This window comes from Pseudomonas sp. AF03-9, from assembly GCF_020515815.1.
In the GTDB taxonomy this organism is placed as follows: Bacteria; Pseudomonadota; Gammaproteobacteria; order Pseudomonadales; family Pseudomonadaceae; genus Aquipseudomonas.
In genome coordinates this window covers 263,706-284,337 of record NZ_JAHPJF010000003.1, presented here as the reverse complement: position 1 = coordinate 284,337, position 20,632 = coordinate 263,706, and the positions used below count along the sequence as shown (strand labels likewise).

General features: G+C 62.6%; 19 protein-coding genes. 7 read left to right on the top strand and 12 right to left on the bottom strand.

Going from position 1 to position 20,632, the window contains the following annotated elements:
- Window positions 1–107: 107 nt before the first annotated feature.
- Genes LIY36_RS08295 through LIY36_RS08285 form a run of 3 tightly spaced genes read left to right on the top strand, consistent with a single transcriptional unit; the run spans window position 108 to window position 3,478 of the window.
- Window positions 108–1,034 (top strand): ABC transporter ATP-binding protein, encoded by a 927-nt coding sequence (locus tag LIY36_RS08295; protein ID WP_192298728.1) that lies wholly within the window; start codon window positions 108–110, stop codon window positions 1,032–1,034.
- Entirely contained in the window at window positions 1,031–1,756 is a 726-nt protein-coding gene (locus LIY36_RS08290) for an ABC transporter permease (RefSeq protein WP_226455391.1), read from the top strand. Before LIY36_RS08295 ends, LIY36_RS08290 begins: the two co-directional genes overlap by 4 nt.
- A gap of 12 nt (window positions 1,757–1,768) precedes the next feature.
- Window positions 1,769–3,478, top strand: a complete 1,710-nt coding sequence (locus LIY36_RS08285) for a Gldg family protein (protein WP_226455390.1) — start codon at window positions 1,769–1,771, stop codon at window positions 3,476–3,478.
- Here the strand turns inward: LIY36_RS08285 and LIY36_RS08280 are convergent.
- The 3 genes from LIY36_RS08280 to LIY36_RS08270 all read right to left on the bottom strand — a co-directional run bounded on the left by LIY36_RS08280 (window position 3,475) and on the right by LIY36_RS08270 (window position 6,025).
- On the bottom strand, window positions 3,475–3,783 hold the full coding sequence (locus LIY36_RS08280) for a class I SAM-dependent methyltransferase (protein ID WP_226455389.1): 309 nt from the start codon (window positions 3,781–3,783) through the stop codon (window positions 3,475–3,477). The two genes, LIY36_RS08285 and LIY36_RS08280, sit on opposite strands and share 4 nt — an antisense overlap.
- A 282-nt stretch (window positions 3,784–4,065) precedes the next feature.
- Window positions 4,066–4,500 (bottom strand): DoxX family protein, encoded by a 435-nt coding sequence (locus LIY36_RS08275; RefSeq protein ID WP_192298724.1) that lies wholly within the window; start codon window positions 4,498–4,500, stop codon window positions 4,066–4,068.
- Window positions 4,501–4,603: 103 nt separating this feature from the next.
- Complete coding sequence (locus LIY36_RS08270; RefSeq protein WP_226455388.1) at window positions 4,604–6,025, bottom strand: transglycosylase SLT domain-containing protein; 1,422 nt, start codon at window positions 6,023–6,025, stop codon at window positions 4,604–4,606.
- Between the two features lie 236 nt (window positions 6,026–6,261).
- Here LIY36_RS08270 and LIY36_RS08265 point away from each other — a divergent pair, with 236 nt between their 5' ends.
- The 3 genes from LIY36_RS08265 (at window position 6,262) to LIY36_RS08255 (ending at window position 9,117) form a co-directional block, all read left to right on the top strand.
- Window positions 6,262–7,068 (top strand): TatD family hydrolase, encoded by an 807-nt coding sequence (locus tag LIY36_RS08265; RefSeq protein WP_226455387.1) that lies wholly within the window; start codon window positions 6,262–6,264, stop codon window positions 7,066–7,068.
- Between the two features lie 96 nt (window positions 7,069–7,164).
- Entirely contained in the window at window positions 7,165–8,646 is a 1,482-nt protein-coding gene (locus LIY36_RS08260) for a methyl-accepting chemotaxis protein (protein ID WP_226455386.1), read from the top strand.
- 108 nt (window positions 8,647–8,754) lie between these two features.
- Window positions 8,755–9,117, top strand: a complete 363-nt coding sequence (locus LIY36_RS08255) for an Mpo1-like protein (protein WP_226455385.1) — start codon at window positions 8,755–8,757, stop codon at window positions 9,115–9,117.
- A gap of 3 nt (window positions 9,118–9,120) precedes the next feature.
- Here the strand turns inward: LIY36_RS08255 and LIY36_RS08250 are convergent, their stop codons facing one another.
- From LIY36_RS08250 to LIY36_RS08240, 3 genes are all read right to left on the bottom strand, one after another.
- On the bottom strand, window positions 9,121–9,918 hold the full coding sequence (locus LIY36_RS08250; protein ID WP_192298719.1) for an acyl-CoA thioesterase: 798 nt from the start codon (window positions 9,916–9,918) through the stop codon (window positions 9,121–9,123).
- A 90-nt stretch (window positions 9,919–10,008) separates the two neighbouring features.
- Window positions 10,009–10,770 carry a CHAD domain-containing protein gene (locus LIY36_RS08245; protein ID WP_226455384.1) on the bottom strand — a complete coding sequence of 254 codons (762 nt, stop codon included), beginning with the start codon at window positions 10,768–10,770 and terminating at the stop codon, window positions 10,009–10,011.
- 42 nt (window positions 10,771–10,812) lie between these two features.
- Window positions 10,813–11,091: a hypothetical protein gene (locus LIY36_RS08240; RefSeq protein WP_017734442.1), complete on the bottom strand. Its 279-nt coding sequence runs from the start codon at window positions 11,089–11,091 to the stop codon at window positions 10,813–10,815.
- A gap of 197 nt (window positions 11,092–11,288) precedes the next feature.
- Between LIY36_RS08240 and LIY36_RS08235 the strand changes: the two genes are divergently transcribed.
- Window positions 11,289–12,326, top strand: coding sequence for a patatin-like phospholipase family protein (locus tag LIY36_RS08235; protein ID WP_226455383.1), 1,038 nt, complete (start codon window positions 11,289–11,291; stop codon window positions 12,324–12,326).
- A 70-nt stretch (window positions 12,327–12,396) separates the two neighbouring features.
- Here the strand turns inward: LIY36_RS08235 and LIY36_RS08230 are convergent, their stop codons facing one another.
- From LIY36_RS08230 to kdpF, 6 genes are all read right to left on the bottom strand, one after another.
- Window positions 12,397–13,086, bottom strand: coding sequence for a response regulator (locus tag LIY36_RS08230; RefSeq protein ID WP_226455382.1), 690 nt, complete (start codon window positions 13,084–13,086; stop codon window positions 12,397–12,399).
- A gap of 37 nt (window positions 13,087–13,123) precedes the next feature.
- A complete protein-coding gene (locus LIY36_RS08225) occupies window positions 13,124–15,775 on the bottom strand; it encodes a sensor histidine kinase (protein ID WP_226455381.1) in 2,652 nt (883 codons plus the stop codon).
- A 124-nt stretch (window positions 15,776–15,899) separates the two neighbouring features.
- Window positions 15,900–16,445: a potassium-transporting ATPase subunit KdpC gene (gene kdpC / locus LIY36_RS08220; protein ID WP_226455380.1), complete on the bottom strand. Its 546-nt coding sequence runs from the start codon at window positions 16,443–16,445 to the stop codon at window positions 15,900–15,902.
- Between the two features lie 136 nt (window positions 16,446–16,581).
- A complete protein-coding gene (gene kdpB / locus LIY36_RS08215; RefSeq protein WP_226455379.1) occupies window positions 16,582–18,639 on the bottom strand; it encodes a potassium-transporting ATPase subunit KdpB in 2,058 nt (685 codons plus the stop codon).
- Between the two features lie 12 nt (window positions 18,640–18,651).
- A complete protein-coding gene (gene kdpA, locus LIY36_RS08210; RefSeq protein ID WP_226455378.1) occupies window positions 18,652–20,346 on the bottom strand; it encodes a potassium-transporting ATPase subunit KdpA in 1,695 nt (564 codons plus the stop codon).
- 9 nt (window positions 20,347–20,355) lie between these two features.
- On the bottom strand, window positions 20,356–20,445 hold the full coding sequence (gene kdpF, locus LIY36_RS08205; RefSeq protein WP_003218754.1) for a K(+)-transporting ATPase subunit F: 90 nt from the start codon (window positions 20,443–20,445) through the stop codon (window positions 20,356–20,358).
- Between the last annotated feature and the right edge of the window lie 187 nt (window positions 20,446–20,632).

The window sequence follows — 20,632 nt, the reverse complement described above, 5'->3', positions numbered from 1 at the left end:
AGCCCCCTCATTGAACGTAATATTTTTTAACCCGAGCCTGCACATACGTCAGCCAAAGTGCTTGTTGCTACCCCTCCATCGACAAACCGATCCAGCAGGACAGCCTAATGATTGCGATAAGTAATCTGACAAAAAAACTCGGCCCGAAAAGTGTGATCCAGCCACTCTCATTCTCTGCCCAACGCCAGGAATGTATTGGGCTATTCGGGCTCGAAGGTGCGGGCAAAACCACACTCCTGAAGTTGGTGGCCGGTTTGGTCAAACCCTGTGCCGGGCAGGTGAACATTCTCGATTTCAATACGCACACCCATCCGCTTCAAATAGGCCAGGCAGTGGGCTACCAACCTCAATCAAATCCCTGCCACCCAACTATGTCTGTCAGCCGCTTCCTGAATCTCCTGGCGACCCTGCGCAAATTGCGCGGGTCCGAAAAACGTTGGCACATCGAGCAGGCTGCGGCCCGCCTGGAGCTGTCGGCGGTACTCGACTACCCGCTCAACACGCTGCCCAACGACCTGCAACGCAAAGTTGCAATGGCCCAGGCCATCCTGCATGACCCCAGCGTGCTGTTGCTGGATGAACCCATCGAGGGCCTCGCCCCCCATCAGCAGGACAAGGTTCGGGCGCTGATCCAATCATTGGCCGAGGACATGACCGTGATCGTCGCCGCACGCGATGGCGAAGCGCTGTCCAACATCTGCACGCGCGCACTAGTCCTCGGAAAAGGGCGCCTGCTGGCGGACATGCCAATGCCCGAGCTTCAGCGCAGTTCCCGCCACTTCAGGGCCATCACCCTGGCGTCGGACGCGCCCCTGGACCTGCTGGCGCTGGCGGTTCTGCCCGGTGTTGCCGGTATCGAGGAACACCGCCATGCCCCTCGCACCGTCACGGTGCTCGCCATGCCCGGCCACTCCATCTACCCCGCCGTCAGCACACTGATCGCCACACGGCAATGGCCCATAACCTCGCTGACGCTGGAGACCGGCCGCCTGAACGATGTGGTCCACCAACTGAGCCAAGAGGCCTCGCTTTGAACCTGCTGCTGCCTGTTTTCAAACTCCAGCTGACCCGCTACCTGCGCGCACCGGCCACCTACCTGAGCATCGCAATGTTCCTGGCACTGTCCACGACACTCGGATTGGACACCCTCGGGCTACTGGAACAAAACAGCAGCGATTTGCAAAACTTCTTTGAGTGGCACCCCTGGTTGTATCTGCTACTCATCCCGGCGCTGTCGATCCAGTTATGGACGGACGAACAACAGACCGGTCTCAGCGAACTACTTAAACTATTGCCTGTCAGCTCGGCAGAGCTGGTTATCGGGAAGTTTCTCGCAGCCTGGACTGTCGTCGCCCTGACATTGGCGCTGACGTTTCCCCTCGTTGTGATGGTCAACATGCTGGGCACAGTGGATAACAGCGTAATCGCCGCGCAATATCTGGTCAGCGGTTTATTGGCGGCAAGTTATCTGTCCATCGGCTGCTTCATGTGTGCCCTCAGTCACCAACGACTACTGACATCTGTGCTGACACTGAGCCTGTTATTAACGATCAGCGGACTGTCATCAGTGCTTGATGCGCTGGAACATCAAGCGCCCATTTGGATAGTCGAAAGCCTCACCGCCCTGAGTCCACTCATACGTTTTGGGATGATTGATCATGGCGCATTGGCGCTGCACGACATGCTTTATTTCATCAGCCTGACAATTGCCTTGCTTGCTGCAACAACCATTGTTCTCAACTACAAAAAAAGCTGAGGGGGGCTATCGATGGGATCTGCACTGCGTGCCAGCATGACACTTATCGTCATAGCCTTACTGTTCCTGGCCTTCAACCTGGTATGGGCAGTCAAGCTGCCTGACCTGCGCTGGGACCCCTCAGCCTTGAAAACCAACACTCTTTCGCCTGCCGTGCTGCATCTGCTGGCCGCCCAGGAAAGCCCGGTGGACCTTTACTACTTCAACGCACGCCATCACCCGAAAAAGAGCGCTGCCAGCAAGCGCTACGCCGTTTATGTTGAAAAGATGCTCAAAGCGTTCGAAACCGCCGCAAACGGCATGATCAACCTGCACATCATCGACCCTGGCGACCTTTCGGACGATGCCTACAGAGCCGGGTTATACGGCCTCGACGATAGCGAAGGATTCTTCGGCCTCATCGGCACTCGCAATGGCCAGGCCGCGCGACGGATCGAATCCTTCAATCCCGACCGGGCGGCGCTGCTGGAATATGAAATCAGTCACTTGATCAGCCAATTGTCGCAACCGCAGCCCGCCACTATCGGCCTGCTGTCAGGACAGCCGATCAAGACCCCGGCCGCGGCGCTGCTGCGCGAACTGCATCGACATGTGAACCTCGTCGACCTGCCTGCCGAGCTCGACCGTATCCCCAGCCACTTCAAGACCCTGATGCTCGTGCACCCGCGCAGGCTGCCCGAGCAAACCTTGTACGCCATTGACCAATTCGTGCTGGGCGGCGGCAAGCTGATGATGTTCATTGATCCGCTTAGCGCCCTGGATACCGACGCCCCGCCCGCCAGCGCCAAGCTGGACGGGCTGCTGGCGAGCTGGGGCGTGCGCATGCCCGCCGACCTGGTGCTGATCGACAGCCGCTATGCCGCACATGAGCCTCCAGGCAGTGATCCGACCCGGTTGACCCTGCCAAGACAGGCCATGACCAGGAACGACGTCAGCAGTTGGCGCCTGGATTCAGTGACCCTTGCAAGCAGCGGCGCGCTCTTCGCGCTGCACAAAAGCCGAACCCGTTTCACTCCGTTGCTGCAAAGCTCCGAACAGTCGGCACTGCTGGACGCCAACAACCTTGCGGTAAACCGGCATCCCGGCGAACCGCTGCCGCACCGTGAGCGCCATGTCATCGCAGCGCGCCTCGAGGGGCCTGCGTATTCGGCGTTTCCTGACGGCGTCGGCGAGCAGCCACCCGGGTTGCAGAAGGCCGCGCAGATCCATGTGGTGGTGGTCGCCGACACGGACATGCTCACGCTGAGCCCGACCCGCACACCGCAATTGAGCAATCACCTGTTTGTGCTGAACACTTTGGACAATCTTGCTGCGCCTGAGGCGCTCGCCAACATTCGCCCTCGCGCCATGGCGAACTACGGCTTGCACGTCGTCGAAAACCTGCAGAACACCGCTGCGCGTGCCTATCAGGACCAGGCCGACGAGTTAGAGCGACGCCTGGCCCAGGCGGAACAGGAATGGCAACGCTTGAACCCGCCCATCACAACCCTCGGCACCGAAGCGGTCGATACCAGCACCCAACTACAAGCGCTCAACAAGGAGCGCCTGCGCTTGGCGATGGAACTGCAAACGTTGAAGGTGGACGCATACAAGCCACTGCAGCGTTGGATACTGGGCGTGAAGCTGTTGGTGATTGTGCCGTTGCCGCTGCTGCTATGCCTGAGCGCCTGGGCGCTGTTTCGCTGGCAGCATCGCCGGCGGCCACTGCCCTTGCAGGTTTAACGACGAGCGATCAGCCCCTGCCGGGCAATGCGCGTGAGCTGGCGGATGACTTCTTGCGCGTCAGCGGCGCTGGGGGCCTGGATGACGGCCAGGTCAAAGCTGTTGTTGGCAAACCGCGCGAGGGAATCGCCGTCTTCGACAAACTGGATCAGGAACGCCGAAGGTCGGCCGGTGCGGCGTGGCCAGCCATCGAGATAACGCAGCAACGTCGGCTGGTGCTTGCCGCCCAGCAGGATTTTCGGATTGCGCTGGGTCAGGTCCGCAGTGATCGGGGCCAGGCGTATGAGGGGGTGCAGTGCATTCATCGTGTCGTGTCTCTGCCTCAAAAGTCTGCGGGCAGGTGAGAGGCAACACCGAACCAGCGCTTTAGCGGTATTTCGAAGCCTGCTCCTGAGTCGGAAACAGCACTTCTATCGGGACTGTGTACGCTGGACCGAGCATAAACAACCACCCATGGCGCCCCGCAATTAGCTGTTTAAATCGGCGCATGAGCGGGCATCCTAGAGAAGCCGACAGGGCCATGTCAAGAATTGCGCGCAACGAAAAGGCCCGCACGCGGCGGGCCTGTTGAGGGGGTTGCAGGTCTGTCAGTTGGCGATGGCGCGGTCGGCGGACAGCTTGCCGGCACCTTCAAACAGCACGGCCAGGGAGCCACCCAGCAAGGCCAGTGCAAACTCATAACCGTTGTTGGCCATAAACAAACCGTTGTGGATGTGCACCGAGAAGATCGCAACCACCGACAGAATGGTCAGCCCCAGCGCCGCTGGACGCACCAGCAAACCGATGATCAGCGCCAGGCCGGCAAAGAATTCAGTCCCGCCAGACAACAGTGCCATCAGGGTACCCGGTGCCAGGCCGATGCTTTCCATCCACTGCGCCGTACCCGCCAAGCCATAGCCGCCGAACCAGCCGAAGAGTTTTTGCGAACCGTGAGCGGCGAAGATAATGCCGACAACGATGCGCAGGATGGTCAGGCCGTAGCCGGCGCGGGTGCTCAGGAGGTTTTTGATCAGTGGGCTCATGGTAAGAATCCTTTTTGAAGTAGGGGTTGGTTGGCCGCCATATTAATCAGTTTATGGAATGATAAAAGCCGAAAAAATGCCTTATTAATATCGATTAAATCGATCACTTCCGTGAGGCGACTTTCGGCGCAGGCGGCTCCAGGGATTCGCGCTCCCGATCGAACGCCAAGTAATACTTGTTGACGCTATTAACATAGCTGACACCCCCCATCCCCACCTGCTCCATGGCAATCCTCTCAACCTGGAAGAACCACTGGTTGGGGTTCAGCCCCCGCCGCTTGGCCTCGGTGCGCATCCCCTGCACCCGCTCCGGGCCCATGTTGTAAGCCGCCAATACAAACGCCATGCGCTCACGTTCGTTCAGCTTGGGGCTGGCGAAGAACTTGCGGCGGATCATCGCCAGGTAGCGGGCGCCCGCCTGCACGTTGCTATCGAGGCTCTCGATATTGTTGACGCCCACCCGCTGGGCCGCCGACGGGGTGATCTGCATCAGCCCAGTGGGCCCACCTCTATTGCGCGCGCCGGGGTCGAGGGCGGACTCCTTGAAGGCCAGCGCGGCAAGGTTCAGCCAGTCCATGCCCTGCTCGCGGGCGTGCTTCTGCAAGACCGGGCGCAGTTTTTCCAGGCGCTGGCGCTCGACCCGCGCCAGCGGGTTGCGCACTTGATAGAGGCGTCGATAGATGCGCTGGAACGCCACGTCCTGGTCGGATGGGGTGTGATAGGTCTTGAGAAATCGATCAATGCTGGCCCGCAGCATCGACGCGTCCTGGCGCAAGAACCAGTATTCGTCGCCCGGCTCGCTGATGGCCACCTGCTTGTCGAAGCGCAACTTGGGCAGGATCTTCGCCCAGCGTTCAGCAATCGGCTTTTCCACAATGGTCAGGTGGAAAATACCCGCCTGTACCATCTCCAGCACGTCTTCCACAGCCAGGGTCGGGTCCACCCATTCCACCTTGATCGGTGGCTGTTTGTGCAGGGCCAGTTTCTGGTTGACCTGGCTGATCGCATCCGCCGCCGCGCTGCCGGTGGTCAAGGCCAGGGTGCGCCCGGACAACTGCTCCAACTTGGTGAACCGCCGCTCGCCCTTCACACCCACCAGCCACAACGGCACACCGCTGGCAATCGGGTCACTGGTGCTGATCTTGTGCGCGGCATTGACGTCGAGCAGCTCGCCGGGGGCGACCAGATCACCTTCGCCACGGGCCAATGCGCCGAGCAGTTGGTCCTTGGCCTTGGGGATGATCTTGAGGTTGATTTCCTGGCCATCACGCGCGTGGCCATTCAGGTATTGCTCGAAGGCGCGCAGGCGATGGTATTCGACACCGATGGCCTGGCCCTGGATTTCACCGGAACTGTTGCGGCTCTGGTTGACCAACACCCGCAAGGTGCGGCTGGAGCGAATCTCGGCCAGGTCACGGACCTTGCCGGGCTTGGTCACTTCCAGCGGCCCGTCCAGGCGCGCGACCGCCGCCATGGGCAGCAGTAACGTCAGGCACAACACTAGCAACGCCGAGGGTCGGATCATCCGCTCTCCGGTAAGAATACTGGCCAACATCCTCGCGAAAAACGAGGCGGTGGGAGTCAGAAACAGAGCACTTGAAGCGCTGAAAAAGCGCGCAACGGTGACACAGGGCGAAGCGTGAGGCCAACCGCGATGTCACTTGCGACGTTCAAAGACAGCGATAACTCGTTGTAGTTCTTCGATTTTCTTATAAATCTACAGCTCTGATATGCTTTCCGGCCGCAGGCGGAGATAGCACCATGCAACTCATTGATATCGGCGTCAACCTGACTAACCCCAGTTTCGACGAGAAGCACCAGGGCGTACTCGAGCGTGCGTACGCTGCTGGCGTGCAACAATTGGTCCTCACCGGCACCAGTGTCGAGGGCAGCGAACAGGCCCTGGAACTCTGCGCAAAGCTTGATGACAGTGGTCAACGCCTGGTCTGTACCGCCGGCATCCACCCCCACAGCGCCAGCGACTGGAACGGCGACAGCGCCCGACGTTTGCGCAGTTTGCTCGGCGAGAGCCGGGTGCGCGCGGTGGGCGAATGCGGGCTGGATTTCAACCGCGATTTCTCACCGCGCCCGCAGCAGGAAAGAGTCCTCGAAGAACACCTGGCCCTGGCCGTCGAGCTGAAGCTGCCGGTGTTCCTCCATGAGCGTGACGCCAATCAGCGCCTGCTGGAGATCCTCAAGGACTACCGCGACCACCTCACTGCCGCCGTGGTGCATTGCTTCACCGGCGAGCAGCAGGCGTTGTTCAGCTACCTGGACCTCGACCTGCACATCGGCATCACCGGGTGGATTTGCGACGAGCGCCGTGGGACGCATCTGCACCCGCTGGTCAGGGAAATTCCCCGAGGCCGCCTGATGCTGGAAAGCGATGCGCCGTACCTGCTGCCGCGCACCCTGCGCCCCAAGCCGAAAAACGGCCGCAACGAACCGGCCTACCTGCCCGAAGTACTGCGCGAAGTCGCCCTGCACCGCCACGAGACGCCTGACGACCTGGCCCAGCACAGCACCGCCTGTGCCCGCGCGTTTTTTCGGTTGCCTGCGGTGGAGTGATGCGGCCCATTGACCCATGTCAAAAGGGTATTGTTGAATAGCGGCACAATAATGGCACCTTGCCAATGCTGTTTCCGCTATCAGAGAAAACCTTCCATGGGTGCCTGGCTTAGCAACATCTCGCTGAAGTACAAATTCTGGGCCGTCAACGCGGTCGCCTTCATCACCACCTTGTTGCTGGTGCTGTACGCCGTACAGCTCGAACAACAGGCACGCAGCGACGCGTCCCAGGCCTCCGCGCAGGCGCAGGCGCGCTTGCTCAGCGCGTGGCCGGCTGACAAACCGCTGCCCAAGGGCGAGCACCTGCTGACATTTGCCCGAGGCCAAGTCCCACAACTGGCGGAGCAGGATCTGTCAGCCCTGGCCAGCGCCACCGGCTGGATCGAACTCAATCACATGCCCTGGCTGGGCGTTAACCCGCTGTTGGGCGCCGATGTGGTCGCGCGCGCCGACGGTCAATACGTCGCCGTGCTGGCCTACGCGCCCAGCCTGAGCCAGGTCTTCGAAGACCGTTTTACCAACTACGCCGTGGCCGTCGCGATCCTGATGCTGGCGATGCTCGGCGCTTCGCAGTTGCTGATCCGTTTCTTGCTCAGCCAGCTCAACACCCTCAAGGACGTGATGCTGCACGTGGAGAAAACCGGCGACCTGTCGGCCCGCGTGCCGTTGGCGTGCAAGGATGAAGTCGGCCAGATGGCCAGCGCCTTCAACGCCATGCAGGCCGGTTACCAACGGGTGGTCAACACCGTGGCGCGTACTGCCCAGCAACTGGACGACGGCGCCGCGCGCCTGGCCAGCAGCATGAACGACGTGCAGCACGGCATGCTCGGCCAGCAAAGCGAAACCGACCAGGCCGCCACCGCCATCAACGAGATGACCGCCACCGTCTACCACATCGCCCAGCACGCCGGCGCCACGCGGGATTTGTCCCAGACCGCCGACACCCTCGCCGGCAGCGGCCATGAAGTGGTGAGCCGCGTGCAACGCTCGATTGCCGGGCTGTCCACCGGCGTGCAACAGACCGCCGAAATGATCCAGAAACTCGCCGAGGACAGCCAGAAAATCAACGGCGTCGTCAGCGTGATCCACAGCATCGCCGAACAGACCAACCTGCTCGCCCTCAACGCCGCGATCGAAGCCGCCCGCGCCGGGGAAATGGGCCGTGGTTTTGCGGTGGTCGCCGACGAAGTGCGCAACCTGGCCAAACGTGTACAAAGCTCCACCGACGAAATCACCCGCATGGTCTCCGCGCTGCAAGCCGGCACCCGCGATGCGGTGGACTTCATGCAGGAAAGCTCCTTCAAGGCCGACGACTGCGTGCAACAAGCCCTTGAAGCGGGCGCGGCACTGGCCGAAATCACCAGCGCCGTGGCGCAGATGCGTGAAAGCAACACTCAGATCGCCGTCGCCGCAGAGCAGCAAAGCCATGTCGCCGAGGAAATGAACCGCGCGGTGGTGAGCATTCGTGACGTCACCGAAAACACCGTGAAACAAACCGTGGATTCGGCAACCACCAGCAACCAACTGGCGACTCTGGCCGGTGAATTGAGCAAAGCCATCGGGCAATTGAAGCTGTAAGCCATCCAAGGTTGGCTATAGCCCCTATAGCCAGCCTTGATTCGCCGCTGCGCCCGTCCCTGCCTAAACTCTGTTCAAGTTGTTTCACCGGACAGAGGATTTTTCAGCATGGGCAAACGTCATCCCAATCTCCCCGCCTGGCAATGGCGCAATTACCCACAGAACCATCAGCACCCGACCAACCTGGCGTTGCACCTGATTGCCGTGCCGCTATTCATCATCGGGTTTCTGCTGATTGTGTCCGGCGTGTTCAGCCTGAGCCTGGCGAGTTTTGCCATTGGCGTGGTCGGTATCCTCGCCGGCCTGGCCTTGCAGCGTCACGGGCATAGCCTGGAAGCCCAGGCCAGTGAACCCTTCAGTGGTCGCAAAGACGCCGTGCAGCGGTTGGTGGTCGAGCAATTCGTGACCTTCCCGCGTTTTGTCTTCAGCGGTGGCTGGTGGCGCGCCTGGCGGCAGCGCCATCGGCACTGAGGATCAGGCGAACACCACCACGGTCTGGCGGCTGATGGCGATCAGCGCACCGCTCGGGCTCCACAGCGCGGCGGCGGCATGGCCATAGCCGTCACGGGCGTGTTCGATGCTGACGTAGTACTGGCACCAGTCGAGGGTGGTCAAATCCTGCAACGGCTGGATGAACTCGATGGTCCAGGTCAGTGTGCTGCCCGGCGCCGGCTTTTTCAGGTGCGGCAGCAACGCCGGGGGCCAGGCGTCGACCAGGGCGAGGATGTGCGCTTCGGTCAGCGGTTCCTCTTTTACATCCCCACGCAGTCGGACCCAGCCGCCCATGTCGCGGGATTTGTTACCGGTAAACGGCAGACCGCCGACGCTCCAACGCATCGCCAAATGGCGCATGAACTCCGGCGTGACGCCCTTGATGTAAGGCAGTTCCTGGCACTCATCCCAGTGCTTGAACACCGGCGGCGCTTCGCTCTCCACCGTGATTTCCGACGCGCGGGAGCCACCGAAACTGGCCTGTACCAGGGTCGCCACTTCACCGTTCTGCACCACACGGCCGAGCAACTGGCTGACGGCCTTGCCTTCGCGCAACACTTCGACTTGATAGCTGGCCGGCACATCCGGCGCTACCGGCCCGACGAAGGTGACCGCCAGCGAGCGCAACGGCCGATCCGCCGGCACTTGGGCGCGCAACGCTTCGTACTGCAAGGCGGCGACCAGGCCACCAAACGTGGCACGGCCTTGCGCCCATTCGGCGGGGATGGTGACGTCCTGCGGGTGGCTACGGGCGGCGTCGAGCAAATCACTGAAACGCATGGCGACCTCACATCAAAAGAAACAGATGGGCGATCTTAACCAGCGGGCCCGCCAGGCACAGCGCCTATTCCGGCCAAAAGCCGGACCGGTTCAGAAACAATCCGCGCTGAGCTTATCCAGCACGCGATCCGCCTGCCCTTGCGCCTTGGCCATGGTGCGTTGCCACACCGCCACGCAAGGCTGCAAATCCGCCTGCTGCTGGGCCTGGGCCAGCCACTGCCAGCAGTCGTGCCAATCGCCCAGGGCAGCTTGAGCTCCCTTGAGGCGAGGCAGGGCTTTGGCGGGGAGTTTGTCCAATTCGGGATACGCTTCGGCGGCGTAACGCACACGCTTGATCAACAAGCGCAGGCGATGGCGATCGTGCTCGGGGTCTTTCAACGCGGCGCCAAGTGCCTGCCATTGCTTGGCCAGGCGCTTCTCGATACGCGTGCGCAGGCCCTTGAGCAGTTTTTGATGTTCAGAAGCGCGGATGAAGCGCGGAAAGGCATCGAGGATCAGCAGCAAGTGCGCCAGCTCCTGGCCTTGTGCCACCTGCCGATACGCCTCGGGTTGCAAGCGCAGGCGTCGGTCGGCGGCCAGGTGATGACCGTGCTGGTGCAAATACGCCGCCAGCACCTCGCGGTCACGCAACGGCGTGGTCAACTGGCCGACCGCGCTGGCGGCCGCTTCCAGCTGTTCCACCCCCGGCAGCCCGCGCAAGGGGCGCAACAGGCTGCGCAGGCGGCGCACGGTGGTGCGCAGATCATGCAGGGCTTCATCGTCGGTGACGGCGGCAAGACGAGCCTGGCAGCTCAGCAACCCAACTTCCAGGCCAATGACCTGAGCGACTAACTGATCGACCAACGCTGACATCCTGCCCTCACTCCCCGATGAAAAATCCTATTAGCGCCCGGATCAACGCCCGGCGCGCGACTCACGAATATAGAAACGCGCTTTTTCGGCCTTGTTGGCGCAGCCTTCAAACGCTTCGAACTGTTGCTGAGTCTTGGCGCCGGTCAACAGCGACAGAGCCTTGGAGTAACTGACCGTACCGGCGAAACCTTCGGCCTTGGCCAGGTCCAGCTCATGCCAGGCGGCATCCAATTGCGTGCCGCAGCTGTCGCGGTACGCGGTTTTCCCGGCACAACCGGCCAGGGCCAACACGATCACAGGCACACACATCCAGGCTTTCATCGATGACACCTCAAAATAAAGAAAAACAGTCGTACGTTGTAGACGTTGCCTACTTGGAAAAGTGCCTTGTCCCTAGCCTGAAATCGATCCTACCTATTGCCAGAGCATACCCGAGCCTTATCACTCCCGCAGCGAAGATTGAAGCCGCCCCCTCAATAGGTGCATTGTGGGCACCTGCCTTCTGTAGGACATGGACCATGAAGAAACGTGTTGCCTTGGTGCTGGGCTCCGGCGGGGCCCGGGGCTACGCCCATATCGGAGTGATCGAGGAGATCGAACGGCGCGGCTACGACATTGCCTGTGTCGCTGGTTGCTCCATGGGCGCCGTAGTGGGCGGCATCTACGCCGCCGGCAAACTGGATGACTACCGTAGTTGGATCGAAAGCCTCGATTACCTCGACGTGTTGCGCCTGGTGGACGTGAGTTTTCGCCTGGGGGCGATCCGAGGCGAGAAGGTCTTCGGCCAGATCCGCAAGATCGTCGGCGAGTTGAACATCGAAGAGTTGCGCATCCCCTACACCGCCGTCGCCACCGACCTCACCAACCAACAGGAAATCTGGTTCCAGGAAGGTTGTCTGCACCAGGCCATGCGCGCCTCGGCGGCGATCCCCAGCCTGTTTACACCCGTGATGCAGGGCAACCGCATGCTGGTGGACGGCGGCCTGCTCAACCCGCTGCCGATCGTGCCGGTGGTGTCGAGCCATTGCGACTTGATCATTGCGGTCAACCTCAACGCCACCAACCAGAAACACTACCAATTGCCGGTGATCCAGCGCCCACCAGCGTTCAAGAGCCGTTTCAACAGCCTGGCGAAATCCCTCGGTTCGCACCTGCCCTTCCGCCGCAAACAGGCCGAACAGTTGATGAAGCTGGAGCAAGAGGCATTGCAGGCCGAAGCCGCAGACATCAACCCCTGGCTGGACTCGGCGGAACCCGAAGCCCAACAACCCGCCGCCGCCCCGGAAACCGCCGGGGCACCGAAGTCGGCGACCGGTTCGTTCATCATCGACAACGTCGGCCCGGCGTCGTTGCTGGACTTGATCAACCAGAGTTTCGAGGTGATGCAGACCTCGTTGGCGCAATACAAGATCGCCGGGTATCCGCCGGATGTGTTGATCAACGTGCCGAAGCGGGTGTGCCGGTTTTTCGAGTTTTACAAGGCGCCGGAGTTGATCGCGTTGGGGCGGGAGATTGCGCGGGATACGTTGGATCGGTATGAGCGGGAGCAGTCTTGAGATGATGGGGTGTTGCTGATGACCCCTTCGCGAGCAAGCCCGCGAAGAGGCCGGCCCATACACCAAAGATCTAAGCGCCCAACAACCGATACCCCACCCCCGCCTCCGTCACGATAAACCGCGGCTGCGTCGGGTCATCCGCCAACTTCTGGCGCAGATGCCCGACCACAATCCGCAGGTAGTGACTGTCTTCGGTATGGGTCGGCCCCCAGATGTCCTTGAGCAATTGCTGCTGGGTAATCACCCGCCCCGGATGACGCGCCAGTTGTGCCAGTACCGCGTATTCCTTGCGGGTCAAGGCCACCTCGGCACCGTCCAGCAGTACACGGCGATAGGCCAGGTCGACGGTCAACGGGCCGAAACTCAACGACGCTTCCTGAGCCTCGCCCGTCGGCACCTGGCGCAACAGCGCACGCACGCGGGCAAGAAACTCCTGGATGCCAAACGGTTTGGTCACGTAGTCATTCGCGCCACCGTCGAGGGCCTCGACTTTCTGCCCTTCGCTGGCCCGCACCGAGAGCACCAGCACCGGCACCATCGACCATTCGCGAAACTCACGCAGCACCTGCTGGCCGTCCATGTCCGGCAGGCCGAGGTCGAGCACCAGCAAGTCCGGCTTGTTCAGCGCGGCCTGGGCCAGGCCTTCATTGCCGGTGCCGGCCTCAATCACTTTGTAGCCCTGGGAGGCCAGGCTGATGCGCAGGAATTTGCGGATCTGCGGTTCGTCATCAATGACCAAAATCGTCGCGGTCTGGCTCATGGTGTCCAATCAGAATCGGCGGAGAAAACAGGGTAGCTCATGCCTCGCGCTCAAGGCCAGGCTGGGTCGGCAACGGTAGGAACAAGGTGATGCAGGTGCCGCGCCCGTCGATACCTTCGGCCACGCTGATATGCCCACCGTGCGCGCCGACCATGCCCTGGCAGATCGCCAGGCCGAGGCCGGTGCCCTGCCCGCCGCGATCACCCCGGGCGGCGGTGTAGAACATGTCGAAAATTTTCGCGCGCTCGTCCTCGGGAATCCCCGGGCCTTCGTCGGCAACTGCAAAAAACAGCTGGTTATCCGACACCCCCGCACTCAAGTCCAAACGCCCGTGGGCGGGCGAAAACCGTGCGGCGTTTTCCAACACATTGACCAACGCCTGCTCGATCAGCGCCGCATGCACGTAGAGCAAGGGCAACCCCGATGGCACCTCAGTGCGCACCTGCAATGGCGCCAGCACGGCGCGCAGCCGGCCAAGCGCGCTGCCGACGATGTCACCCGGCGCCACCCAGTCACGCGCCAGCTTCAGCGCACCGTGGCCCAGGCGTGTCATGTCGAGCAGGTTCTGGATATAACGGTCGAGACGCTCGGCCTCATCGCGGGTACCTTCCAGCAACTCGCGGCGATCCTCCAGCGGAATAGCTTCACCGAGGGCCAGCAGGCTGTCGATGCTGCCGCGCATGGCGGTCAGCGGCGTGCGCAAATCGTGGGACACCGACGCGAGCAAGGCGCTGCGCAGTTGCTCGGTTTCACCGTGCAGGCGTGCCGATTCCAACTCCTGCGCCAGTTGCGCACGGGCCAGGGCTTGCGCCAGCGGCTGGCTCAAGGCCGTGAGCAAACGGCGACGCTGGCCGCTCAACTCCAGGCCCGGCTTGGGACTCACGCCGAGCAAGCCCAACGGGCCCTCTTCACCCGACAGCGGCCACCACCACCAACGCCCGAACGGCAAGGTACCGGTGCCCATGCCGGCCGGCTGGTCGTGTTGCCAGGCCCAGTCGGCGGCGGCGCGTTCGGCTTCGGTGAGGGTCAGCGGGCCGCCGGTCTCGATGGTCCAACCGCCCTGGCCGTCGCGGTTGACCAGGCATAAGTCGAGGTCGCTCCAACCTTCCAGGTGATGGGCCGCCGCACTGATCACCGCCTGGCGATCGGTGGCGGCGGTGAGTTTGCGCGACAGGTCGAGCAACTCGCTGGTTTCTTCCTGGGTGTCGCGCAGCGCCTGCAACTGCCGGCGTTGACGCGCGGCGAGGTTGCCGGTGAGCGCCGCCATCAGCAGGAAAAACAGCAGCGTCAGCACATCTTCTTCACGCTGGATCGCGAAGGAAAAATTCGGCGGGATAAACAGGAAGTCATACGTCAGAAACGACAGCGCCGCACACACCAGCGATGGCCCCAGACTGCTGCGCACCGCCACCAGCAGCACGGCAGCGAGGAACACCAGGGAGATATTCGGCAACGGCAACACGCTGGCCACCGCCCAGGCCAACGCCGCCGCCACCACGGTGGCGGCAACCGCCAGGCCGTAGTCGAACCACACCAACCCACGTACATCCGGCAGGCGTGGCGGCGCGGGGACGTCGTCGCTGTCGAGGACGTTGATTTCCAAGCCCCGCGCATTGCGCAACAGACGCGCCGCCAGACCACCGCCGAACACGCGACGGTGCCAGCGCATCCGCGACTGTCCCACCAGCAGCAAACTGGCGCGGCGTTCGGCGGCGTGCTGGATCAGGGTCTTGGCCACTTCCCCCGCACGCAGCAACACCACTTCGCCGCCGAGGCGCTCGGCCAGTTGCTGGGCGTTTTGCAGGCGCAGACGCGATTGCTCATCCCGCGCCCGGCCGTTGTCGATATGCACCAGGCTCCACGGCAGATGCCGACGCTGGGCCACGCGGCTGGCATGGCGCACCAGGCGTTCGGCCTGGGCATCGCCGTCCACGCCGACCAGCAAGCGCCCGCGCACAGCCGGTGCGGCCTGGCCGAGCTGGCGATAGCCTTGGGCCAAGTCATCGTCGACGTGGGCGGCGGCGGTCTGCATCGCCAGTTCGCGCAGGGCCATCAGGTTGGTCTGGGTGAAGAACGCGTCGATGGCGGCGCGGGCTTGTTCCGGCACGTACACCTTGCCGTCGCGCAGGCGCTCGAGCAGCTCACGGGAAGGCAGGTCGATCAACAGCAGTTCGTCGGCCTCTTGCAGCACCCAGTCCGGCAGGGTTTCGCGCACTTGCACGCCGGTGATGCCGCGCACTTGGTCGTTGAGGCTTTCCAGGTGTTGGACGTTGACTGTGGTGAACACGTTGATGCCAGCGGCGAGCAGCTCCTGGATGTCTTGCCAGCGCTTTTCATGCCGGCTGCCAGGGGCGTTGCTATGGGCCAGTTCGTCCACCAGTACCAGCTTGGGCTTGGCGGCGAGCAGGCCGTCGAGGTCCATCTCTTCGAGCATCACGCCGCGGTATTCGCTGCGCAACAGCGGTTGCTGCGGCAGGCCGCTGAGCAGCGCTTCGGTCTCGGCGCGGCCATGGGTTTCGACCACCCCGGCGATGAGTTTGACGCCCTGGCGCAGCTGCGTATGGGCGGCCTGGAGCATGGCGTAGGTCTTGCCCACCCCCGGCGCGGCGCCGAGAAAGACTTTGAGCCGGCCACGGCCGTTGCGGGGCAGATCGGCTAATAAGGCATCGGCGCGGCCGGAGTCGCTCATGTAGGGGGTTCCTTCAGGTGTTTATTTACAGTCTTTAAGGCCGTCATCGCGGGCAAGCCCGCTCCCACAAGGGCTTGCATTGCAAATGTGGGAGCGGGCTTGCCCGCGATGGCGGTTTCACTGCTTACAGTTTTTCCAGGGCCATGTTCAATGCCAGCACATTCACCACCGGCGGGCCCACCAACGGGCTTTCAATGTGCTCATCCAACAAGCGCTGCAAGGTCGACACCGGCACATTCCGCGCCGCCGCCACGCGCGCCAGTTGATAGGCAATCGCCTGTGGTGGCAAGTGTGGATCAAGACCGCTGCCAGAGGTAGTCAGCGAGGCCAAAGGCACCGGCCCCTGGCTTGGCACCAGTTGTTTACTCGCGTCCTCGAAGATACGCGTGGCCAATGCCGGGTTGCTTGGGCCGAGGTTGCTGGCGCTGCTGGAGACCGTGGCAAAGGCACCCGCGGATGGGCGCGGGTGGAACCAGTTGTCACCGCTGAAATCCTGGGCGATCAGGCTGGAGCCGCGCACCTTGCCGCTGGCGTCGTACACCAGGCTGCCGTTGGCCTGCTCGGGAAAGGCGACTTGGGCGACGCCAGTGACCACCAGTGGATAGGCGACGCCGGTAATCAGGGTCATGAGCACCAGCAGGCTCAGGGCCGGGCGGATGATGTTAGCCATGTTCAACTCCTTAACAAATCGAGAACCACCGTGGCGAGGGCGCTTGCCCCCGTTCGGCTGCGCAGCAGCCGCAAAACGTGGAACCGTTACGCGGTCCAACGGGCGCAAGCGCCCTCGCCACAGACAGTCATAGGGCTCAAACCAAGTGCAGTGCGGTCAGCAGCATGTCGATCGCCTTGATGCCCACGAACGGCACCAAAATCCCGCCCAGGCCGTAGATCAACAGGTTGCGCCGCAGCAACGCCGCCGCGCTCGCCGCTTGCACGCGCACACCGCGCAGCGCCAGGGGAATCAGCACCACGATGATCAGCGCGTTGAACACGATGGCCGAGAGGATCGCGCTCTGCGGGCTTTGCAGATGCATCACATTGAGCACGCCCAGTTGCGGATAGATCGAGGCGAACAGCGCCGGCAGGATCGCGAAGTACTTGGCCACGTCGTTGGCGATGGAAAAGGTGGTCAGCGCGCCACGGGTCACCAGCAGTTCCTTGCCGATCTGCACCACGTCCAGCAGCTTGGTCGGGTCGCTGTCGAGGTCGACCATGTTGGCGGCTTCGCGGGCGGCCTGGGTGCCGTCGTTCATCGCCATGCCGACGTCCGCCTGGGCCAGGGCCGGGGCGTCGTTGGCACCGTCGCCGCACATGGCGACCAGGCGGCCGTCGTTCTGCTCGTGGCGAATGCGCGCGAGTTTTTTCTCCGGGGTGGCTTCGGCCAGCACGTCGTCCACCCCGGCTTCAGCGGCAATCGCGGCGGCGGTCAGCGGGTTGTCGCCGGTGACCATCACGGTGCGAATCCCCAGCTTGCGCAGTTCGGCGAAACGTTCGCGGATGCCGGGTTTGACCACGTCCTTGAGGTGGATCGCGCCGAGCAACTTGCCGTCGGCGCACACTAGCAATGGCGTGCCGCCGCTCTGGGCGATCTTGTCGATTTCCCGTGACAGCGCCGGGGCCAGTTCACCGCGTTGCTGGCCGAGGAAGGCGAGCAGCGAATCCACCGCGCCTTTGCGGAACACACGGCCTTGATAGTCGACCCCGGACAAACGGGTTTCGGCACTGAACGGTACGCCGGTCAGTTGCTCGGGCGCCGGTTCGGCCTGGGGGTGCAAGGCGCGCAGGTATTCGACGATGGATTTGCCTTCGGCCGTGTCATCCGCCAGGGAGGCAAACAGCGCGCCTTCGGCGACTTCCTTGCCGCTGACGCCAGGGGCCGCGACCACCGCCGCGCAACGACGGTTGCCGAAGGTGATGGTGCCGGTCTTGTCCAGCAGCAACACGTGCACGTCCCCCGCCGCTTCCACCGCACGGCCGGATTTGGCGATCACGTTCAGGCGCACCAGACGGTCCATGCCGGCGATGCCGATGGCCGACAACAGGCCGCCAATGGTGGTAGGAATCAGCGTCACCAGCAGTGCGACCAAGAACACCAGCGGCAAGCTGCCACTGGCGAAGTGGGCGAACGGCTGCAACGTCACCACCACCAGCAGGAAGATCAGCGTCAGGCCGATCAGCAGAATATCCAGCGCCACTTCGTTGGGGGTCTTCTGGCGCTTGGCGCCTTCGACCAGGGCGATCATGCGGTCCAGGGTCGACTCGCCAGGGTTGGCGGTGATGCGGATCAGCAGCCAGTCCGAGACCAGCCGCGTGTTGCCGGTGACCGCCGAGCGGTCGCCACCGGATTCGCGGATCACCGGTGCGGATTCGCCGGTGATCGCCGCTTCGTTGACCGCGGCGATACCTTCGATGACCTCGCCGTCACCGGGGATCATTTCCCCGGCAGCGACGCGCACTACATCGCCTTTACGCAGGCTGGTGGCCGGCACCACCTTGAAGCTGCCGTCGGTTTCCTTGCGCCGGGCGCTGAGGCCTTCGCTGCCAGCCTTGAGGCTGTCGGCGCGGGCCTTGCCACGCCCTTCAGCCAAGGCTTCGGCGAAGTTGGCGAACAGCACGGTGAACCACAGCCACACGGCGATTTGCACAGCGACGAAGGTCGGCACGGTGGTGTCCGGCACAAAGCACAACACGGTGGTGAGGATGGCGGTCAGCTCGACCACCAGCATCACCGGCGAGCGTTGCAACTGGCGCGGGTCCAGCTTGACGAACGCCTGGATCAGCGCCGGGCGCCACAGGGCAGAGATAGCGGTTTTGGCGGGCTCCTGGGCTTTCACCGGAGCTGCGTTTTTTGCAGGCATATTCATTTTCATATCCCCTTAGAAGCCCATGCTCAGGTGTTCAGCAATCGGGCCTAGTGCCAGCGTTGGCAGGAACGTCAGGCCGCCCACCAGCAAAATGGTTACGGTCAACAGGGTCACGAACAGTGGGCCATGGGTCGGAAAGCTGTTTTGGCCAATCGGTGCAGCCTTCTTCATCGCCAGGCTGCCGGCCAGGGCCAGCACCGGGAGGATGTAGCCGAAGCGCCCGATCAACATGCCCAGGCCAAGCATCAGGTTGTGGAACGCGGTGTTGGCACTGAAGCCAGCGAACGCCGAACCATTGTTGGCGCTGGCCGAGGTGTAGGCGTAGAGCAACTGGCTGAAACCGTGGGGGCCGGGGTTGCTGATGGCACTCGCCGGGCCAGGCAGGCTGGCCGCAATGGCGCCAAGCACAAGCACGCCCACCGGCATCACCAGCAAGGTGACGACGAGCAATTGCACTTCCTTGGCCTGGAGTTTCTTGCCCAGGTATTCGGGGGTGCGGCCGATCATCAGGCCAGCGAGGAACACGGCGATCAACACGTTGAGCAGCATGCCGTACATGCCGGCGCCGACGCCGCCGAAGATCACTTCGCCGACCATCATGTTAACCATCGCCACCATGCCGCTCAGCGGGTTGAGGCTGTCCTGCATGCCGTTGACCGAACCGTTGGACGCCGCCGTGGTGGTCACCGACCAGAGCACGGTGCCGGTAGTACCGAAGCGCGCCTCTTTGCCTTCCAGCGGTGCGGTCTGCTCGACGGCCGGGGTGTTCAGGGTCGGGTTGGGCTGGTATTCGGACCACAACGACGTCGCGCCGCCGATCAGGAACAGCGCAAGCATGCAGCCGAGAATTGCACGGCTCTGACGCAGATCCTTGACGTAGTGACCGAAGGTGAACACCAGCGCCACAGGGATCAGGATGATCGACGCCACCTCGAACAGGTTGGCCCACGCGGTCGGGTCTTCAAACGGATGCGCCGAGTTGACGCCAAAGAAGCCACCACCGTTGGTGCCCAGTTGCTTGATCGCGATCTGGCTGGCGGCCGGGCCCAGGGGGATCACTTGATCCACGCCTTGCAGCGTCACCGCGTCAATGTAATGGGCGAAGGTTTGCGGGACGCCCTGCCAGACCAGCAACAGCGCCAGCACCAGGCACAGTGGCAGCAGGCCGTAGAGGGTGGCGCGGGTCATATCGACCCAGAAGTTGCCCAAGGTCTTGGCGGATTTACGGCCGATCCCACGGCACAAGGCGACCAAGACGGCCAGGCCGGTGGCGGCGCTGACGAAGTTCTGCACGGTCAGGCCAGCCATCTGGCTGAGGTAGCTCAGGGACGCCTCCCCGCTATAGGACTGCCAGTTGGTGTTGGTCATGAAACTGACGGCGGTGTTGAAGGCAAGGGTCCATTCCTGACCCGGCAATTTCTGCGGGTTCAGTGGGAGATAGTCCTGGAACAGCAAGATCGCGAACAACAGCAAGAAACCGGCGAGGTTGAACGCCAGCAGGGCCAGCGCATATTTCTGCCAGCTCTGTTCTGCCTGCGCGTCGACACCGGCCACGCGATAGCAGGCGTTTTCCACCGGCCCCAGCACCGGGCTCAGCCAGGTGCGCTGGCCTTCCATCACCTTGTAGTAGAACCGCCCCAGGAACGGCGCGGGCAGTAGCACCAAGGCAAAGAAGGCGATGATCAGCCAATAGTCATAACTGTGCATGGCCAGCTCCTAGTTCCGATCCGCGCGTAACAGCGCAACCAGCAGATAAATGAACAGCGCCACGGCCAATAGCAGTGACACCCCGTCCAGAACGCTCATGGAAGTCTCTCCGTTTAGCGGCGTGTTGCCGCGTGTGGGGTAATTGTCCGCAGGAGTGGCGTAAAGGAACGAGAGCGAGGGTATGGGCGGGGCGTAAAGACGGCGTAAAGAGTGGGTTTATGCGGGGGTTACAGGGGGGCTTTCGGTGTCTGGGCGGGCCTCTTAGCGAGCAAGCCCGCACACATTT